Source organism: Achromobacter sp. 1014246743 (assembly GCF_059760725.1).
This window is the reverse complement of the sequence record NZ_JCBANA010000046.1, coordinates 11714-30548: the sequence shown is the minus strand read 5'-3', so window position 1 is coordinate 30548 and position 18835 is coordinate 11714. Positions and strand designations below refer to the sequence as shown.

Here is an 18835-nt window from a genome sequence, read left to right as displayed (position 1 = left end):
TCAAGACTTTCCTCTCTATGAATCCCATCGGATACCGCATTCTCCCCCGGTCCGCGCCCGCCGTCTCTGCCGACGTGCTGGCCGGTTTCGCCGCCATCGGGTCGGCCCAGATCAGTGACTGCATGAACCGCCTGTATGGCGTGGCCGGGTTGCGGCCGCTGCACGCCGGCCAGCAGCGCACGGTGGGCCTGGCGCTGACCGTGAAGACCCGCCCGGGCGATAACCTGATGATCCACAAGGCGATTTCGCTGGGGGGCGCGGGTGACGTGATCGTGGTGGATGGCGCCGGCGATACCAGCAACGCGCTGGTGGGCGAGCTGATGATGATGGACGCGCAGGGCCGCGGCATCGAAGGCTTCGTGATCGACGGCGCGGTGCGCGACCTGGACGTGTTCGCGCAGGGGCAGTTCGGTTGCTTTGCGCGGGCGGTGTCGCACAAGGGGCCGTACAAGGATGGCCCGGGCGAGATCAATGTGCCGGTGTCGGTGGGCGGCCAGGTGGTCCACCCCGGCGACGTGGTGGTGGGCGACGCCGATGGCGTGGTGGTGATTCCCGCCGAGCACGCCGAAGCGGTGCTGGCGCTGGCCATGAAGAAGGAAGCCGACGAAGCCGTGGCCAAGGAAAAGCTGCGCGCCGGCACGTACACCAAGCCCTGGCTGGAGAAGACGCTGGCCGAGAAGCGGGGAGGCGCGCAATGAGCCAAGCGACCCCTGGCCAGACCGGCGCCGAGAGCGGCCGCCCGGTGGACCCGAGCGCTGCCGCCGCGTCCGCGCGCCCCGGCATCGTTGCCGACCGCATCAAGCGCATCAAGCTGTCGCCCAGCGTGGCGGCGCGCGCCATCATTGCGGAACTGCGCGAGCAGGGCCGCCGCATCATCGACCTGACGATCGGCGAGCCGGATTTTTCCACCCCCGAACATATCCGCCAGGCCGCGACGGCTGCCATGAACCGTGGCGAAACCAAGTATCCGCCGGCCCAGGGCACGGTGGCGCTGCGCAAGGCGGCCCGCGGCCATCTGCTGGCGGCGACCGGGGTGGACTACCCGGTGGCCCGCATCATCGTCAGTACGGGCGCCAAGCAGGTGATCTTCAACGGCCTGGCCGCGACGCTGAACGACGGCGACGAGGTGCTGATCCCTGCGCCGTTCTGGGTCTCGTACCCGGACATGGTGCTGGTGAACGGCGGCGTGCCGGTGGCGGTGGCGACCACGCCGGCCACGGACTACAAGCTGACGCCGGACGCGCTGGAACGCGCCATCACGCCGCGCACCAAGTGGCTGATGATGAACGCGCCGAGCAATCCGACGGGCTCGGTCTACACTGCCGACGAGCTGCGCGGGCTGACCGAAGTGCTCAAGCGCCATCCGCAGGTGTGGCTGATGACGGACGACATCTACGCGCGCCTGAATTTCACGGATACGCCCACGGTGCACCCGTTGCAGGTGGCGCCGGAACTGGCCGACCGTACGCTGGTGGTCAATGGCGTGTCCAAGGCGTACGCCATGACGGGCTGGCGCATCGGGTATGGCGCGGGGCCGGACGAGCTGATCAAGGCCATGGCGATTCTGCAATCGCAAAGCACGTCGGGCGCGTCGTCGGTGAGCCAGGCGGCCGCGCTGGAAGCGCTGGCCGGTCCGCAGGATTGCGTGGCCGAATTCGCCCGGGTGTTCCGCGAACGCCGCGACCTGGCGGTGGCCGAATTGTCGGGCGCGCCGGGGCTGGACATCGTGGTGCCGCAAGGCGCGTTCTACGTGTTTCCGGACTGCTCGGGCCTCTTGGGCAAGCGCACGCCGGGGGGCGACGAGATCCGCACCGATACCGACCTGACGCACTACCTGCTGCGCGAAGCCGGCGTGGCGGTGATCGACGGCCATGCGTATGGCGCGCCGGGCACGTTCCGGCTGTCGTTCGCGGCCTCGCTGGACGATATCCGGCAGGGCTGCTCGGCGATCCGCGAGGCCTGCGCCAGGCTGGTGTAGGGCGACGGCCCGCGCAGGGTGTCGATGCCTTCGCGCGGGCCCATTCTGTTTTCTTGACCATAAACACAAGGGGAATCAACCATGACTTACCGTTCACGCATTGCCGCCTGCCTGGGCCTGGCCACGCTGTTGCTGGGCACTGCCGCCCAGGCCGACCAGGTGGCCGACATCAAGGCGCGCGGGGAATTGATCTGCGGCACGCTGGGCACGTCGCAGCCGTTCAGCTTCCAGGACGCCGCCTCGCGCCAACTGGTGGGCTATGACGTCGACGTCTGCAAGCTGGTGGCCGACAAGCTGGGCGTGAAGGTCAGCTACAAGCTGCTGTCGGTGGCGGCCCGCGTGCCCGAACTGAACGAAGGCCGGGTCGACATCCTGGCGGCCAACCTGGGCTATTCGCCGGACCGCGCGCAGCAGATCGCGTTCAGCCACGCCTATTACGTCAGCCCGCAGAAGCTGCTGGTGCGCAAGGATTCGGGCCTGGACACGATTGAATCGCTGAACGGCCGCCGCATCGGCGCGACCAAGGGGTCCAGTTCGGAACGCGAGATCAAGCGCATCCTGGACAAGTCGCAGGTCATTGGCTATGGCGACAGCTCGGCCACCTACCTGGCCCTGCAGCAAAAGAAGGTGGACGCGCAGTTTGCGTCGGAACTGGTGCTGGCGCGCCTGGTGCTGCAAAGCCCGCCCACGGCGCCGGTGACCGTGATTGCCAAGTCGGTGTTCGACGAGCCCTGGGGCCTGGGCGTGCGCAAGACGGAACCTGGCTTGCTGCAAGTGGTGAACCAGGCGCTGGACGAAGCCGAAAGCTCGGGCGTGGCCGCGCAGCTGTTCGACAAGTGGTTCGGCGCGCAGACGCCGTACAAGCTGGAGCGCGGGTTCAAGATCGGCCCCATCGCGGGTTGAGCGGCGGTTGCGTTTCATGAGCCTACTTGACGCTTCGCAATACCAGCTGCTGGCCAGCGGCATGGCGGTGACGCTGCAGCTGTTCCTGGTGTCCTGGGTGATGGCCTTCACGATCGCGGTGACGCTGGTCGTGGTGCGGGCCACCAACCTGGCGCCATGCCGCTGGCTGGTCGATGCCTATGTGGAATACCACCGCAACGTGCCGCTGCTGGTGCAGGTGCTGTTCTGGTATTTCGGCATGCCCGAGCTGCTGCCGGAAGGTTTCCGGCTGTGGCTGTACCAGCACAACGCCGAGATGTCGCTGGCGGCCATCGCCCTGGCGCTGGGGTCGGCCGCGTACATCGCCGAAGACATCCGCAGCGGGCTGCGCGCCATTCCGGGCACGCAGTTCGAGGCGGCCCGGGCGCTGGGCGCCAGCTACCTGCAATGCATGCGTTTCGTGATCGTGCCGCAGGCGGTGCGGATTTCGATCCCGCCGCTGGTGGGCCGCGCCTTGCTGCTGTTCAAGAACACCAGCGTGGCCATGGCCATCGGCGTGATGGAACTGACCTACCAGGCGCGCGAGATCGAAAACGAGACCTACCGCACCTTTGCCACGTTCGGCGCGGCCACCCTGATGTACCTGCTGGGATCGTTTCTGATCATGCTGATCGGTTCGCGCATCTATGCCCGCTACCGCCTGAATCGCGGAGGCCACGGTGCTTGATCTGCTATTGCAATACTGGCCCACGCTGCTGGTCGGCCAATACCCGAATGGCCCCTTGGGCGGCCTGGCGCTGACGCTGATCCTGGCGGCCTGCGGCCTGGCCCTGTCGCTGCCGCTGGCGCTGGCCATCGCGCTGGCGCGAGTCAGCCCGTATGGCTGGCTGCGCGTGGCCAGCAAGACGCTGGTCAATGTGGTGCGGGGCATGCCGCTTTTGATGCTGATCTTCTGGGCCTATTTCGTGGTGCCCAAGCTGACCGGGCAGGTGATCAGCGGCTTCTGGACCCTGATCGCCGCGCTGGTGGTGTACGAAAGCGCTTATCTGTCGGAAGTGATCCGCTCGGGCATCGAGGCGGTGCCGCGCGGCCAGATCGAGGCCTCGCGCTCGCTGGGCGTGGGCTACTGGACGACGATGCGGCGCGTGGTGCTGCCGCAGGCGCTGTTCAACGTGCTGCCCAGCCTGACCAGCCAGTTCGTGTCGACGGTGAAGGAAACCTCGCTGGGCTATGTGATCAGCGTGAACGAACTGACGTTCGCGGCCAACCAGGTCAACAACCTGGTGCTGACGCAGCCGCTGCAGGTGTTCGGCATCCTGGCGATCATCTACTTCGTGGTGTGCTTCAGCCTGAGCCGCGGCCTGTCGTGGCTGGACCTGCGCATCCGCCGCCAACGCGCCATGGCCTGAGCCGGCGCAAGGGCCCTTACGGAATCTTTTCATGATCAAGCTTGAGAAAGTCAATAAATGGTATGGCGAGCACCACGTCCTGAAGGACGTGGACCTGTCGGTGGCGCGCGGCGAAGTGCTGGTGGTGTGCGGGCCGTCGGGCTCGGGAAAATCGACCATGATCCGCACGGTGAACCGGCTGGAACCCATTGAAAAAGGCCGCATCCTGATCGATGGCGCCGACATCTACGCCAAGGGCGCCAACCTGAACGCGCTGCGCCAGAAGATCGGTTTCGTGTTCCAGCAGTTCAATCTGTTTCCGCACATGAGCGTGCTGGAAAACGTGATCTTCGCGCCGGTCAGCATCCGCAAGCAGCCGCGCAAAGCGGCCGTGGAACTGGCCCGCCAGTTGCTGGCGCGGGTGGGGCTGGAGCACAAGATCGACGCCTATCCGGGGTCGCTTTCCGGCGGCCAGCAGCAACGGGTGGCGATTGCGCGGGCGCTGGCCTTGCAGCCGCCGGTGATGCTGTTCGACGAACCCACCAGCGCGCTCGACCCCGAAATGGTGGGCGAGGTGCTGCAGGTGATGAAGGGCCTGGCCAAGGACGGCATGACGATGGTCTGCGTGACCCACGAAATGGGGTTCGCGCGGGACGTCTGCGACCGGGTGGTGTTCATGGACGCGGGCGAGATCCTGGAAATGGATACGCCGGAACGCTTTTTCAGTGCGCCCAGCCATCCCCGGGCGCAGCGTTTCCTGGCGGACATCCTGCATCCGCGCGGGTAGGCGGCGGCTTGCGCAGGCCCGGCCGCCTGGCGGGCGCCTGCGCAGGTCCCGGGGCAGCGCGGCATCGCGGTCGACGATAATGTGAGGGTTTCCATGCGATTCGCATCCACCGCCGCGATGTACACCCTTAAACAGCTAGAGGCTTTCTACTGGAGCTCGCAACTGGGCAGCTTCAGTGCCTCGTCGCGCAAGCTGCACACGACCCAATCGGCCGTGGCCAAGCGGGTGGGCGAGCTGGAAGCCTTTGCCGGGGCGCCGCTGTTCGAGCGCCGCGCCAAGAAGCTGGTCATGACCCCGCAGGGCCGCAAGCTGTTCGAGCTGGCCCGTGAAATGCTGGACCTGAACAGCCGCATCGTGCAGAACATGGCCGATCCGGCCAGTTTCGAAGGCGTGGTGCGGCTGGGCGTGACCGAGCTGGTCGGCATGACGTGGCTGGCGCGGCTGGTCAGCCAGATCAGCCTGCGCTATCCGCGGGTGCAGCTGATGCCCGAGATCGACGGCGGCATCACGCTGTACGAGCGACTGGAACAGGACCAGCTGGACCTGGCGATCATGCCGGGCCCGTTCTGGAGCTATCAGTACGACTGCGTGCACCTGGGGGCGGTGACCAACGTCTGGATGGCCAGCCCGGCGCTGGACATCGATTTTTCGGCACGGCTGACGCCGCAGGACCTGGCGCCGTATCCGGTGATTTCGCAGCCCACCAATTCGGCCTTGTCGCACCTGTACGACGCCTGGTTCGCCGAGCAGGGCCTGCCGGTCAAGCGGGTACTGACCTGCAACAGCCTGGGCATGATGGCGCAATTGACGATGCTGGGCCTGGGCATCAGCTACCTGCCGGGTGCCTATTTCGCGCCGCTGGTCGAGCGCGGCGCGCTATGCCAGCTGGACGTCAAGCCCGACCTGCCCACTATCAATTATTACGCGGTGCACAAGAAGAACATCGTCAATCCGGTGGTGTCGCGGGTGATCGATATTGCCCGCGAGGAATGCGGATTCGAGGTGGCGGGGGCGTTTTTGCCCCATGTGCCGCCGGCAACCCGGCCGGGTGGGGCGTAGCCGGGGCGGACGGCGCGAGGCGGTTGCTGCCCCGGCGCCGCCGGCCGGTCAAGGCTGCGGGGCTTAACCGCAGCGGATCGCGGTCATGACGTCTTGTTTGTCCACGATCAGGTTCAGGCGGGTGTCGTTGTATTCCATGGTGACCAGTTGGCCCGGGCGCAGGATGCGGCCGGTGGTGGCGCCGCTGCGGCCGCGCAGGTCTTCCAGGACGGCGGGGGTGGCCTTCTGGCCGATCTGCGATTGCAGGCCGCTGGCGTCGCAGGTCTTGCCCGTGGGGCGGCCCGACGACGTGGCGCCGTAGGACGGGCTGGACGAGGAGTCGGAAGCGGAAGCCGGGCTGCTTGAGCTGGAATCGGTGGACGCGGAAGCGGACGAGGAACGCGGGGTTCCGGGATTGGCGCAGGCGCTCAGCGCGGCGACCAGCAGGACGGGAATCAGCTTGCGGATCATGAATTACTCCTGAAAGATGTCCGAGGCGCATCCACTGCAAACGTTTCAGCGCCGGGGAAAAACATCATAGACCAGCCGCCCGTGCCGCGCTTGGCCGGCAAGCGTGCTATTGCAGCTGGCGTCCTTTGGTTTCGGGCAGCAACAGCGCGGTCAGGATGACGACGGCATAGGCCCCCGCGGCAAATACGCCGATCGCCCAGCCCAAGCCTTGCTGCTGGCTGAGAAACCCCACCAGACTGGGAAACAGGGCACCCACCCCGCGACCGAAGTTGTAGGCGAAGCCCTGGCCGGTGGCGCGGACGCTGGACGGGAACAGTTCGGTCAGGTAGGCGCCGATGCCACTGAAAATGCCCGAAGCGGCGAACCCCAGCGGAAAGCCCAGCACCAGCATCTGGCTGTTGGTCAGGGGCAGTTGCGTATAGACGTAGACGCTGACCGCGGACAGCACCGAGAAGATCAGCAGATTGGCGCGGCGACCCAGGCGGTCGGCCAGGTAGGCGCCGGCGATGTAGCCGCAGAAGGATCCCACGATGATCACCAGCAGGTAGCCGCCGGTATTGAGTATGGACAGATGGCGTTCGACTTTCAGGAACGTCGGCAACCAGGTGGTGATGGCGTAGTAGCCGCCCTGTACGCCGGTGCACAGCAGCGCCGTGACGACGGTGGTCTTGAGCAGGGCGGGCGAGAAGATGGTCCAGAACGACGCCGCCGCGATACCGCTGGCCTGGCGCCTTTGGAACATTTCGGGTTCGGGGACGTGCTTGCGGATGTAGAGCACCAGGAAAGCGGGCAACACACCGATCCAGAACAGGCTGCGCCACGCCCATTCAGGCGGCAGCACGGAAAACGCCAGGGTGTAGAGCAGGGCGGCGGCGCCCCAGCCCACGGCCCAGCCGCTTTGCACGGTGCCTACCGCCTTTGCGCGATGCTGGGCGCGGACGATTTCACCCATCAGCACCGAGCCCACCGCCCATTCGCCGCCGAAGCCCAGGCCTTGCAGGGCGCGCAGGACGAACAGTTGTTCAAAGTTCTGCGCGAAGCCGATGGCGACGGTGCAGAGGGAAAACCAGATGATGGTGTATTGCAGGATGCGCACGCGGCCGTAGCGGTCGGCCAGGATGCCGGCCAGCCAGCCGCCCACCGCTGAAAACAGCAAGGTGACCGTGCCGAGCATGCCGGCCTGGCCCTTGTCGATGTGCCAGAGCGTCATCAGGGTGGAAATGACGAAAGTGAAAACCATGAAATCCAGGGCGTCGATGGCCCAGCCGCCGAACGCGCCGATGAAGGTGCGGCGTTCGGTCGTATTCAATTCTCGAAACCATTGCATGGGGGGTCTCCGTGAGGGGGGAGCGGACGCGTCCGCGCTGTTGCCGGGCGGGTTCAGGCCGAGGCAAAGCCGTAGAGGTGTTCGGGGTTGGTGACCAGGATGCGCTGGCGCAGGGCGGCGTCGGGGGCCCAGTCGGCCAGTTGGTTGCGCAGGCCGCCGGTATCGACCATGCGGGGGATATGGACGTGCGGCCAATCGCTGCCCCAGAGCATGCGGTCGGGCGCGGCCTCGATCAGGGCGCGGGCCCATGGCGTGACGTCGTTGAAGTCGTCGAAGCGTTCGCTGATGCGATAGGCCCCGGACAATTTGACCCACCAGCCGTGGTCCTGCACCAGGTGCTGCATGGCCTGAAAACCGGGGCTGTCGGTGCCGTCCGCGACGGGCATGTGGCCCATGTGGTCGATCACGCCGGTGACGGGCAGCCGGCGCATGCGCGGCATCAGTTCCGGCAGGTGGCGCGCATCCAGCAGGAATTGCATGTGCCAGCCCCGTTCGGCGCAGCGGTGGGCCAGGGGTTCCATGGCGTCGAAACCGACGCCGCCGCCAAAAAGCACATTGACGCGCAGGCCGCGCACGCCGGCGGCATGCATGGCATCGAGTTCTCGGTCGTTCACCGACGGGTCGACCACGCCTACGCCGCGCAGGCGCTGCGGGTGGCGCCGCAGCACGTCCAGGAAGTAGCGGTTGTCGGTGCCGTACACACTGATCTGCACGAGCACGCCCCGGGTCATGCCGGTGGCGTCCAGCATGGCGAGGTAAGACGCTTCAGGGGCAGGCGGCGGCGTGTAGGTGCGCTCAGGCACGAAGGGGTAGGCGTGGGGGTCGGCGGCCACCACGTGGGCATGCGTGTCGCAAGCGCCTGGAGGAAGGTTGAATCGGGCGGCGGCTACCGTGGGCAGCGGGCCCAGGCAGACAGGAGGAGCGGCAGGCATGAAGCGTGTCCTTGCGGGGGGAGGGTTGCGAAGGCCACTATCGTAGAGAAGAAAATTGCGTATGTGGAGAAAGCGCCCACATCTAGGACCAGCAGAGGTTTGCCAGCGCGAGCGACGCCTTAATGGAAGTTGCGGCTGGGTGTGCTGAGCCCGCCGAGCAGGTCGGACAGGTCCACCAGCCGCTGTGCGATCAGGTGGCGCACGCCGTCGACGTTCTGCCAGGTGCCGTACACGCCCAGCAGGCTGGCGCCGAGCAGTTCGCGGCGCTGGCGTTCGATCAGTTCGGGGCGCACCACCACGTTGACGGGGCCGGTCTCGTCTTCGAGGGTGACGAAGATGACGCCCTTGGAGGTTTGCGGCCGCTGGCGCACGGTGACGATGCCGCAGGCGCGGGCCACGCGCTTGTCGGGGTAGCCGTTGAGCACGGCGGCGGGCTGGAAGTTGCGGGCGGCCAGTTGCGGGCGCAGCAGGTCCACGGGATGGCGTCGCAGGGTCAGGCCGACGCTGCGGTAGTCGGCCGCGACGGTCTGGCTTTCGGATGGCGCGGCCAGTGTCGGGGCGTCGGTTTCGTGGATGGCGGCGTCGCGCAGCAGGTCGCGGCTGTGGACGCTGGCGGCGGCTTCCCAGCTGGCCTGGCGGCGATGGCCGGCCAGGGTCAAGAGGGCGTCGCCGGCCGCCAGGGCGTTGAGGTCGTGGCGGTTCAGGGCGGCGCGGCGAGCCAGGTCGCCGGTATTGGCAAAGGGCGCGTCGGCGCGCGCGGCTTCGATGCGGCGCGCGGTGTCTTCGCGCAGGCCCTGGATCAGGCTCAGGCCCAGCCGCACGGCGGGGCGGGTTTCATGCGGGGCGGGTGCGTGCGGGCGCGCCGGACGCGGGGCGTGCCCGTCGGGCAGGGCTTGCAGCGCCGAGTCCCAGCCGCTGACGGTGACGTCCACCGGCAGCACGCAGACGCCATGGCGACGGGCGTCCTGCACCAGTTGCGCGGCGGGGTAAAAGCCCATGGGCTGGGAATTGAGCAGGGCCGCCAGGAAGGCCTCGGGTTCGTGGCGCTTGAGCCAGGAACTGTAGTACGCAAGCAGGGCGAAGCTGGCGGCGTGGCTTTCGGGAAAGCCGTATTCGCCAAAGCCCTCGACCTGCCGGAACAGGGCTTCGGCGAATTCCAGCGTGTAGCCGTGGGCCAGCAGGCCGCCCACCAGCTTGGTGCGGTATTTGTCGACGCCGCCCTTGCGCTTCCAGGCGGCCATGGACCGCCGCAGCTGGTCGGCATCGCCGGGGGTGAAGCCGGCCGCGACCACGGCGATCTGCATCACCTGTTCCTGGAAGATGGGCACGCCCATGGTGCGGCTGAGCACGCCGCGCACTTTTTCGCTGGGATAGCTTTCTTTTTCGCGGCCCTGGCGGCGGCGCAGGTAGGGGTGCACCATGCCGCCCTGGATCGGGCCGGGCCGCACGATGGCCACCTGCACCACCAGGTCGTAGTATTGGCGCGGCCGCAGGCGCGGCAGCATGCTCATCTGGGCGCGCGATTCGATCTGGAACACGCCCACAGTGTCGGCGTCGCAGATCATGTCGTAGGTGGGGATGTCGCCTTCGGGGATGTCTTGCAGGCGTATCGGCTGGCCGCGGCGCTGGCCGGCCAGTTCGAGCGTGCGCCGCAGCGCCGACAGCATGCCCAGCGCCAGCACGTCGACCTTGAGCAGCTTGAGCGCGTCCAGGTCGTCTTTGTCCCATTGCACGACGCTGCGGTCGGCCATGGCGGCGTTTTCGATGGGCACCAGCCGCGACAGCTTGCCGCGCGAGATGACGAACCCGCCCGGATGCTGCGACAGGTGGCGCGGAAATCCCATCAGGGTCTGGGCCAGCGCGGCCCATTGCCGCGCCACCCGGGATTCGGGGTCCAGCCCGCAGGTGCCCAGGGTGCGCAGCATTTCCTTCTTGCCATCCCACCACTGGTGGGCGCGCGCCACGGTGTCGATCACGCCCAGGTCGACCCCCAGCGCGCGGCCGGTATCGCGCAGCACGCTGCGCGGCCGGTAGGAAATGACCACGGCGGTCAGGGCGGCGCGCTGGCGGCCGTATTTTTGGTAGATGTACTGGATGACTTCTTCGCGGCGCTGGTGTTCGAAGTCGACGTCGATGTCGGGCGGCTCGTTGCGTTCTTTGCTGATGAAGCGTTCGAACAGGTTGTTGCCGCGTTGCGGGTCGACTTCGGTGATGCCCAGGCAGTAGCAGACGGCCGAGTTGGCGGCCGACCCGCGGCCCTGGCACAGGATGCCGGCCTGGCGGGCGAACAGCACGATGTCGTAGACGGTCAGGAAGTAGGCTTCGTAGTGCAGGTCGGCGATCAGGGCCAGTTCTTTTTCGATCTGCTCGGAGACGCTGGCCGGCACCCCGGCCGGAAAACGCCGCGCGGCGCCGGCCAGGGTTTCCTGGCGCAGGAAGGTGGCGGGCGTGTGGCCGCGCGGGACGATTTCGTCGGGGTATTCGTAGCGCAGTTCGTCCAGCGAAAACGCGCAGCGCCGCGCCACCACCAGGGTCTGGGCCAGGGCGTCGGGCGGATACAGGTTGGCCAGCCGCATGCGGCTGCGCAGGTGCTGCTCGGCGTTGCCGGCCAGCGCGTAGCCGCACTGTGCCACGGACTGGTGGGTGCGGATGCCGGTCAGGGTGTCGTGCAGCGGCTTGCGCGAACGCACGTGCATCTGCACCTGGCCCAGGGCCACCACGGGCAGGTCGGCGGCCTGCGCGGCGTGTTCGACGGCGGCGCGATGCAGGTCGTCGCGCGAGCGGTACAGCAGGGTCAGGCCGACCCAGGCGCGGCGTTCGAAGGTGGCGGCCAGCCAGCGCGCCTGCTGGGCCATGCGGTCGGGGTCGTCGCCGTAGGTGGGCGACAGGATGGCCAGGCATTCGGGCAGGTGGCGCAGGTGGGCGTAGCCGGGCGGCGGGTCGGTGAAGTCTTCGGGGGCCAGGCGGTATTCGCCCTTGGGCGCGCGGGTGCGCGCCAGGGTGATGAGTTCGGACAGGTTGCCGTAGCCCTCGCGGGTTTGCGCCAGCAGGGTCAGGTCCAGCGGCGCGGCGTCGGGGCCGGCGCGCAGCCGGAAGGTGGCGCCGATGATGAGCGGCAGCTTCTGGGTCTTGGCTTCCATGTGGGCCCGCACCACGCCGGCCAGGCTGCATTCGTCGGTGATGGCCAGGGCCGCGTAGCCGAGTTCGGCGGCGCGGGCGGCCAGTTCTTCGGGGTGCGAGGCGCCTTGCAGGAACGAGAAGTTGGACTGGCACTGCAGTTCGGCATAGCCGGGCAGCCCGATGAGCGGATCGGGGGCGTCAGGGGAATCGTCGAACGGTTGCATGGCGGATCGCGAGGCGGAAGGGGCGCCGTCAGGCGTACAGGCCGTGCAGGAACCAGCGGGCGTGTTCGTCGTCGCGTTCGCGGTAGATCCAGTAGCGCGCGCGGGCGGCGTCTTCGGCGACGAAGTAGTCGCGTACGGTCAGGGCCGGGTCCCACCAGCCGCTTTCGATGCGTTCGGGGCCGCGCATCAGCCGCAGGGCCTGGCCGGCGTATTGCGGGCGGTGGCCGGACAGCTTCAGGAGCAGCGGCGGATCAAGCAGCCAGAAGGGGCGGTCGAGCGTGGGGGGCAGGGGGCCGGCCGGCTGCGGGGCATCCAGCGCGTCGCCCCAGGAATTGGCGGCTTCGGGGCGGTGGTCGGGCGTGGGACAGGGGCGGCGCACCTGGTCGCGCCCCAGCCGCGCGGCCAGCAGGTCGAGCAACCGGGCGTGGTCGGCCGCGGTGCCGCCGGGCTCGGGAAACAGGGTGGTGCTGGCAGCGGGCTGGTCGACCGTGTCGGGGGCCAGCAACGCCACCGCGATGACGGGGGCTTCGAGCGTGAGCCGGCCCAGCTTTTCGCGCAGCAGGTTGAGAACCTGGGGCGCCTGCCAGACGGGCTGGGCCAGGGCCAGTTCGAGTTCGGTGGGCGGGCGGGCGTGGCGGCCGCGTTCGTGGTCCAGCCGCAGCAGCACGCGCCGCACCGCCAGTTGCCGCGCGGCCAGCCAGCCGCCCAGCTGTTCGGCCAGGCGCCGCGCCACGGCCAGCACCGCGTCGGTGTGCTCGACGTAGTCCATGAGTTCGATGCGGCGCGAGAAGCTGGGCGGCGGTTCGATCCAGCGGTGCAGTTCGGGCGACTGGCCGTAGGCGGCATCCAGGGCCTGCAGCAGGTCGGGGGTGCTGCGCCGTTGCAGGCCGGCACGCGGCAGGGCGCGCAGGTCGGCCAGCGTGTGGCAGCCGATGTCGTGCAGCCAGTCCAGGCGCGGCTGCGCCTGCGGCAACAAGGCCACGGGCAGGGCGTCCAGGCGGCGCGCCAGCGTGGGCAACGCCAGGGTGCGGCGCAGCCGGGCGCGCCCCGGACGGTGGGCCAGCAGCCAGGCGCCGGCCGCCGTGGGCGCCATGCCCAGCGAGACGCGCAGGTCCAGCGCGCCCAGCGTGGCCGCCACGCGCCGATGCAGGGCCCGCGGCCCGCGAAAGAACTGCAGGCTGGCGCCCACGTTGAGCAGGATGGTGTCGTCGTCGGCCAGGGCGACTTCGGGGGTGTATTGCAGCAACGCCAGGGCCGCGCCTTGCAGGGTGTCGGCTTCGGCCAGGGGTTCGCGCGTCAGCAGGTCGACGTCGGGCGCGATGGCGGCCGCGCCGCCGCGGCGCATGCCGGGGCGCACCCCGGCCCGATGGGCGGCGGGGGTGAGGGCGGCCACGCGTTCCTGGTCGAGGACCGCGCAGGCCTGGTCTTCATGCGGCCAGTGCGGGCGCAGGGCGTCCAGCGGCAGGCAGCGCAGGTAGGCGGCGATCCAGAGGCGCATGGCGGGAAGGCGTAAGGGCGCCGGGCTCGAGGCCCACGTACAGCGGGGTGTCGCAGACCGGCCCCCGGCGCTTGAGAATATGGACGGACAACCCACCCGCGGCGGGCGCAAGCGCCAGGCGCAAGGGGGCGGGGGTGGGGTTTTGCGCCGCGCTGGCCGGGCGCAGGGCGACAAAGAGCAGGTCGCTGGCCTGGGCGGCCAGGTGCAGGCGACGCAGGGATTCGGGGCGCACGTGGGGCAGCCAGCACAGCAGCGCGCCGCAACTGCCGTTTTTAAGGATCTGTTCGGCGGCCCAGAGGGCATCCAGGGGTTTTTCGGGGGCCACCCACAGCAGTTGCCGGGGATCCAGCCGCCAGCTCATCCAGCTGGCGATATGCGGGGCGTGCGGCGGCTGCACCAGCGCAATGGCGCGGCGGGTTTCAAGCTGCGCCAGGGCCGGCCGCAGCAGGCGGATTTCGCCGATGCCGGGCTGCGGGGTAAGCAGTTCGATCAGCGAACCCAGCGGCCAGCCGCCATCGGGCAGCTCGGCCGACAGGGCGGCATGGCCGGTGGGCAGGCTGCGGGCGGCGCCCCGGGCAAGCTGGGTAGCGCGCCACACGGCGGGGTGGATGTGTTCTGGAGACTGCATGGCGGGCGGACGACCCGGTTTTCCTGGGGTGGGGAGGGCCAGGCAAGCCGCCTGGAATTCAATATTGCTGTATGAATATACAGTATTTTACCTGAGCCGGACGTAGCGGAACGTGTCCTGACTATGCACCGTCATGGTGCGAAACATGCATCCCGATCCGGCGCGGAACGCGACCGTCACGGACACCGCCGCGGCCGTCACGCCCGTTGTTCACCCAGGCCTGACTTGGCACGCTTCCTGCTTGTATCCACATGTCACCGTCTCCCCACGCAACAACAACCAATGAACGGAGTGTTGAACATGGCCCATCAACCGGAAAAGATCGTCGAACTTTCGCGTCGCGTCGAGCGCATTTCGAACGAGAAGATCGAAAGCATTGTTGATATCAACCAGCAGGCCAAATACCTGTCGCTGAACGCGCGCATCGAAGCGGCGCGCTCGGGCGAGGCGGGGCGGGGATTCGCGGTGGTGGCTAACCAGGTGCAGTACGTGTCCGAGCAGATCACGGGCATCGCCGACGCGCTCAAAGAAGAATTGGCCGGCTCCATCGCCGACCTGATCCGCATCGGCGAAAACACCCTGCACGAGATCCGCGGCTACGAAGGCCGGCGCCTGGGCGACCTGGCCTTGAACATGATCGAGACCATGGACCGCAACCTGTACGAACGGTCTTGCGATGTGCGCTGGTGGGCGACGGATTCGGCGGTGGTGCAGGCGCTGGAAGCGCCCGGCGCCGCCACGGCCAGCCATGCCTGCGGACGGTTGGGCGTGATCCTGGACAGCTATACGGTCTATCTGGACTTGTGGGTGGCCGACGCGCAGGGGCGGGTGGTGGCCAGCGGCCGCCCCGACCGCTACCCGCAGACGCGCGGCGCCAGCGTGGCCCACGCCGACTGGTTCCGGCGCGGCATGGACACGGCGGACGGGGGCGACTATGTGGCCATGGACGTGGACAGCGAACGCCTGCTGGGCGGCGCCCACGTCGCCACCTACGCCACCGCCATCCGGCGCGACGCCGACAAGCACGGCAAGCCTCTGGGCGTGCTGGGCATTTTCTTTGACTGGAGCCAGCAGGCCGACAGCATCGTGAAGTCGGTGGGCCTGTCCGAGGACGAGTGGTCGCGCACCCGCTGCATGCTGGTCGACAGCAAGCATCGCGTCATTGCGGCGTCCGACGGCGCGGTGTCGCTGAAAGAGCGCTATGTGCTGCGCCACGACGAGCGGCCTCGCGGCTTTTACGAAAACGCCGACCACAGCCTGGTGGGGTTTTCGGTGACGCCGGGCTACGAGACCTACGCCGGCCTGGGCTGGTACGGCGTGATCGCGCAGCGGCCGCGCGCGGCGTTCGAATAACGTGATCGCAGCGGGGCCGCGCGGGCGGCTCCGGCCGGGGTCAGGGCCGCACGGCCGCCGGCGGGGCTTCGTGTCCGACGCCGGCGGCGCGGTCCGCCTCCAGGCCGTAGAACTGCATGTCCTCGTAGCGGATCCAGTGCGACTTGCGTATCAGCCGGTGGCCGATCCAGAACGCCAGGAACAACGGAATCGCCAGGTAGGTCGAGGCCACGCCGATCCAGTCGATGCGCTCGTCCAGAAAGGCCTGGTAGTTCTGGCCCAGCGTGACCAGCAGGCACAGCACGAAGGCCAATAGCGGGCCGAACGGGAACAGGCCGGCCTTGTAGGGCAGGTTGGCCGTGTCGTAGCCGTGCTTGATGTAGCCCTGGCGGAAGCGGTAATGGCTGACCGCGATGCTCAGCCAGACGATGAATTCGGTCATGCCCGCGAAGTTGAGCAGCCAGATGTAGACCGCCTTGGGGCTGTAGACCACGCTGAACATGCACAGGCAGGCAAGCGCGGTGGTGGCCAGCAGCGCGTACAGCGGCACGCCGCTGCGCGTCAGGCGCCTGAAGAGGGCCGGCGCCTGGCCTTCGACGGCCATGTTGAACAGCATGCGCGTGGCGGCGTACATGCCGGAATTGCCGGCCGACAGCACCGACGTCAGGATCACCGCGTTCATCACGGTGGCCGCCGACAGCAGCCCGGCGTGCTGGAACACCAGCGTGAACGGGCTGACGGCCACGTCCGCGACTTCGTTGCGCAGCAGTTGCGGGTCGGTGTAGGGGATGAGCAGGCCGATGATCAGGATGGCCAGCACGTAGAACAGCAGGATGCGCCAGAACACATGGTTGATGGCGCGCGGCACGTTGCGGCGCGGGTTTTCGGATTCGCCGGCCGCCACCGCCACCAGTTCGGTGCCCTGGAACGAATAGGCCACCACCATGGCCACGCCCACCCAGGTGGCGGCGTTGCCCACGAAGGGCGCGTCGCCCACCGCCCAGTTGCGCACGCCCACCGGCGCGTCGCTGTGGATGATGCCCGCCAGCATGGCCACGCCCAGCACGATGAAGCACAGGACGGCGACCACCTTGATGATGGCGAACCAGTATTCGGCCTCGCCGAAGCTGCGCGCCGAAAAGGCGTTCAGCCCGAAAGTCAGGGACAGGAACAGGATGCTCCAGATCCATCCAGGCGTATCGGGAAACCAGTACGCCATGACCAGTTGGGCGGCCACCACGTCCACCGCCACCACCGTGGCCCAGCTGAGCCAGAAGTTCCAGCCCAGCGCGAAGCCGAAGCCGCCGTCGACATAGCGGGACGCATAGGTGCAGAACGAGCCCGACACGGGCATGAAGGTGGCCAGCTCGCCCAGGCTGGTCATGATGAAATAGACCATCAGGCCGATCAGCAGATAGACCATCAGCGCGCCGCCGGGGCCCGCCTGCGCGATGGCGGCGCCGGACGCGATGAACAGGCCGGTGCCGATGGCGCCGCCCAGGGCTATCATGGTCAGGTGGCGTGCCTTGAGCACGCGGTGCAACTGGTTTTGGCCGGCCGGAGGATTTCCCGAGTCTGTCGTCGGTGTTTTCATGGAATGCGTCGAAATGCGTATGGCGCGCATTTTACAATGGGCCTGTCCAGTGCCTTTGCGGAGCCGTTACATGGCTGCTTCTCCCCCGATTTCCCGCTCGCTTGAATTCTTGCCCGAGCCCGGCACCGATGTGCGCCAGCTGTTCATCCTGCTGCACGGCGTGGGCGGCTCGCCCGACAACCTGTTGCCGCTGGCCGAGGCCGTGCGCGCCGCGTTTCCCGCGGCGGCGGTGCTGATCCCCGAAGGCTTCGAGCCCTTTGACGGCGGCGGCACGGGCCGCCAGTGGTTCTCGGTGCGCGGCGTGTCCGAAGAAAATCGCCCCGAACGCGTGGCCCAGGCCATGCCGCCGCTGGAAGCCTACGTGCGCCAGGCCCAGGCCCGCTTCGGCCTGCTGCAGTCCGACACCGCGCTGGCCGGCTTTTCGCAGGGCGCCATCATGGCGCTGGAACTGGTGCAGGCGCACGACGGCATGGCCGGACGCGTGATCGCCTTTTCGGGCCGTTACGCGCAATTGCCCAAGACCGCGCCGATGTACACCACGCTGCACCTGCTGCATGGCGCCGACGACCCCGTGATGCACGTGTCGCACATCCAGGCCGCGCAGGCGCGGCTGGACGAACTGCACGGCGATGCCACCATCGACATCGCCACGCACGTGGGCCACGAGCTGCACCCGGCCCTGATCCAGCGCGCCATCGTGCGGCTGCAGACCTGCGTGCCGCTGCGCAGCTGGGAAGCGGCGCTGGGCCTGAACCAGACGCCGCCCGACGGCGCGACGCTGCATTGAGCCCGCGCGCCCAAGCGTCTTGCCGGACGAGGGCTGTCCGATGAGCCCCGCGAAATCCGCGGCTGCGCGCGATGCGGACCCCGTCGGCGGTGCGCAAAGCATCTTCCGGGTGCTGCGCATCTTGAAATACGTGGGCGCGGCGCCCGCGCGCGGCGTGGGCCTGACCGACGTGGTGCGCGAACTGGGCCTGACCCCGCCCACCGCGCACCGCATGCTGGCGGCGCTGCTGCAGGAAGGCTTTCTGTCGCTCAACCCCAAGCTCAAGACCTATAGCCTGGGGCGCGAGTCGTACATCCTGGGGCTGGCGGCCGAAAGCCGCCACGGCATCAAGGCCATCGCCGAATCGGCGGTGCTGCGCCTGGCCCAGTCCACCGGCGACACCAGCTTTCTATCGGTGCGCTCGGGCCACGAGGCCGTCTGCGTCGACCGCAAGACGGGCGATTTCCCCATCAAGATCCTGACGCTGGAAGTGGGCCACCGCCGCCCGCTGGGCGTGGGGGCGGGCAGCCTGGCGCTGCTGGCGTTCCTGCCCAATGACGACATCGAACGGGTGCTGGCGCGCTACGACGCGTCGGCCGCGCCCGACCTGCCGTCCACCGCCATGCTGCGCGAGGACATCGCCGCGGCGCGCAAGCACGGCTATGCGCTGAACCCGGGCCGCATCATCCCCGATATGCTGGGCGTGGGCGTGCCGGTGTTCGACCGCGCGCAGCACGTGGTGGCCGCATTGAGCGTGGCGGCGATCCGCTCGCGCCTGTCGGGTGCGCGCTTGCAGGAAGTGGTGGCATCGCTGCAGCGCGCCGCCACGGAACTGGCGGCGGAACTGGCGCCGCGGGCCTGACAGGCCCG

17 protein-coding genes are annotated in these 18835 nt (G+C 68.3%); 10 read left to right on the top strand and 7 right to left on the bottom strand.

The genetic code is table 11. The features are described from left to right. Positions 1-17 precede the first annotated feature (17 nt). The 7 genes from AC6LJ2_RS19390 to AC6LJ2_RS19360 all read left to right on the top strand — a co-directional run bounded on the left by AC6LJ2_RS19390 (position 18) and on the right by AC6LJ2_RS19360 (position 6094). Complete coding sequence (locus AC6LJ2_RS19390) at positions 18-698, top strand: RraA family protein (RefSeq protein WP_263913187.1); 681 nt, start codon at positions 18-20, stop codon at positions 696-698. Then, the gene (locus tag AC6LJ2_RS19385; RefSeq protein WP_263913188.1) at positions 695-1978 is read left to right on the top strand and encodes an aminotransferase class I/II-fold pyridoxal phosphate-dependent enzyme; all 1284 of its coding nucleotides are present in this window, start codon (positions 695-697) and stop codon (positions 1976-1978) included. Before AC6LJ2_RS19390 ends, AC6LJ2_RS19385 begins: the two co-directional genes overlap by 4 nt. Positions 1979-2059: 81 nt before the next feature. After that, the gene (locus tag AC6LJ2_RS19380) at positions 2060-2881 is read left to right on the top strand and encodes an ABC transporter substrate-binding protein (RefSeq protein WP_445656518.1); all 822 of its coding nucleotides are present in this window, start codon (positions 2060-2062) and stop codon (positions 2879-2881) included. Positions 2882-2897: 16 nt separating this feature from the next. Then, positions 2898-3587, top strand: a complete 690-nt coding sequence (locus AC6LJ2_RS19375) for an amino acid ABC transporter permease (protein WP_263913190.1) — start codon at positions 2898-2900, stop codon at positions 3585-3587. Continuing rightward, positions 3580-4269, top strand: coding sequence for an amino acid ABC transporter permease (locus AC6LJ2_RS19370; protein ID WP_025140471.1), 690 nt, complete (start codon positions 3580-3582; stop codon positions 4267-4269). Before AC6LJ2_RS19375 ends, AC6LJ2_RS19370 begins: the two co-directional genes overlap by 8 nt. Positions 4270-4300: 31 nt before the next feature. Beyond that, positions 4301-5035 (top strand): amino acid ABC transporter ATP-binding protein, encoded by a 735-nt coding sequence (locus AC6LJ2_RS19365; RefSeq protein ID WP_263913191.1) that lies wholly within the window; start codon positions 4301-4303, stop codon positions 5033-5035. A gap of 117 nt (positions 5036-5152) precedes the next feature. Then, on the top strand, positions 5153-6094 hold the full coding sequence (locus AC6LJ2_RS19360) for a LysR family transcriptional regulator (protein WP_498151984.1): 942 nt from the start codon (positions 5153-5155) through the stop codon (positions 6092-6094). A gap of 63 nt (positions 6095-6157) precedes the next feature. Here AC6LJ2_RS19360 and AC6LJ2_RS19355 read toward each other — a convergent pair whose 3' ends face one another. The 6 genes from AC6LJ2_RS19355 to imuA all read right to left on the bottom strand — a co-directional run bounded on the left by AC6LJ2_RS19355 (position 6158) and on the right by imuA (position 14273). Further along, positions 6158-6544 carry an I78 family peptidase inhibitor gene (locus AC6LJ2_RS19355; RefSeq protein ID WP_263913193.1) on the bottom strand — a complete coding sequence of 129 codons (387 nt, stop codon included), beginning with the start codon at positions 6542-6544 and terminating at the stop codon, positions 6158-6160. 106 nt (positions 6545-6650) lie between these two features. Then, on the bottom strand, positions 6651-7871 hold the full coding sequence (locus AC6LJ2_RS19350) for an MFS transporter (protein ID WP_498151964.1): 1221 nt from the start codon (positions 7869-7871) through the stop codon (positions 6651-6653). A 53-nt stretch (positions 7872-7924) separates the two neighbouring features. Beyond that, complete coding sequence (locus tag AC6LJ2_RS19345; RefSeq protein ID WP_498151963.1) at positions 7925-8803, bottom strand: amidohydrolase family protein; 879 nt, start codon at positions 8801-8803, stop codon at positions 7925-7927. Positions 8804-8922: 119 nt separating this feature from the next. Further along, entirely contained in the window at positions 8923-12147 is a 3225-nt protein-coding gene (locus AC6LJ2_RS19340) for an error-prone DNA polymerase (RefSeq protein WP_263913196.1), read from the bottom strand. 28 nt (positions 12148-12175) lie between these two features. Continuing rightward, entirely contained in the window at positions 12176-13645 is a 1470-nt protein-coding gene (locus AC6LJ2_RS19335; protein WP_263913197.1) for a Y-family DNA polymerase, read from the bottom strand. After that, entirely contained in the window at positions 13575-14273 is a 699-nt protein-coding gene (imuA, locus tag AC6LJ2_RS19330) for a translesion DNA synthesis-associated protein ImuA (protein WP_445656514.1), read from the bottom strand. Before imuA ends, AC6LJ2_RS19335 begins: the two co-directional genes overlap by 71 nt. 300 nt (positions 14274-14573) lie before the next feature. Here imuA and AC6LJ2_RS19325 point away from each other — a divergent pair, with 300 nt between their 5' ends. Continuing rightward, a complete protein-coding gene (locus tag AC6LJ2_RS19325) occupies positions 14574-15626 on the top strand; it encodes a cache domain-containing protein (protein WP_498151962.1) in 1053 nt (350 codons plus the stop codon). A gap of 40 nt (positions 15627-15666) precedes the next feature. Here AC6LJ2_RS19325 and AC6LJ2_RS19320 read toward each other — a convergent pair whose 3' ends face one another. Beyond that, the gene (locus AC6LJ2_RS19320) at positions 15667-17199 is read right to left on the bottom strand and encodes an amino acid permease (RefSeq protein ID WP_498151961.1); all 1533 of its coding nucleotides are present in this window, start codon (positions 17197-17199) and stop codon (positions 15667-15669) included. Positions 17200-17269: 70 nt separating this feature from the next. On the opposite strand from AC6LJ2_RS19320, the gene ypfH reads away from it, so the two are divergent. After that, entirely contained in the window at positions 17270-17986 is a 717-nt protein-coding gene (ypfH, locus tag AC6LJ2_RS19315; protein ID WP_263913201.1) for an esterase, read from the top strand. A 40-nt stretch (positions 17987-18026) separates the two neighbouring features. After that, positions 18027-18827 carry an IclR family transcriptional regulator gene (locus tag AC6LJ2_RS19310; RefSeq protein WP_175216595.1) on the top strand — a complete coding sequence of 267 codons (801 nt, stop codon included), beginning with the start codon at positions 18027-18029 and terminating at the stop codon, positions 18825-18827. Positions 18828-18835: the final 8 nt, after the last annotated feature.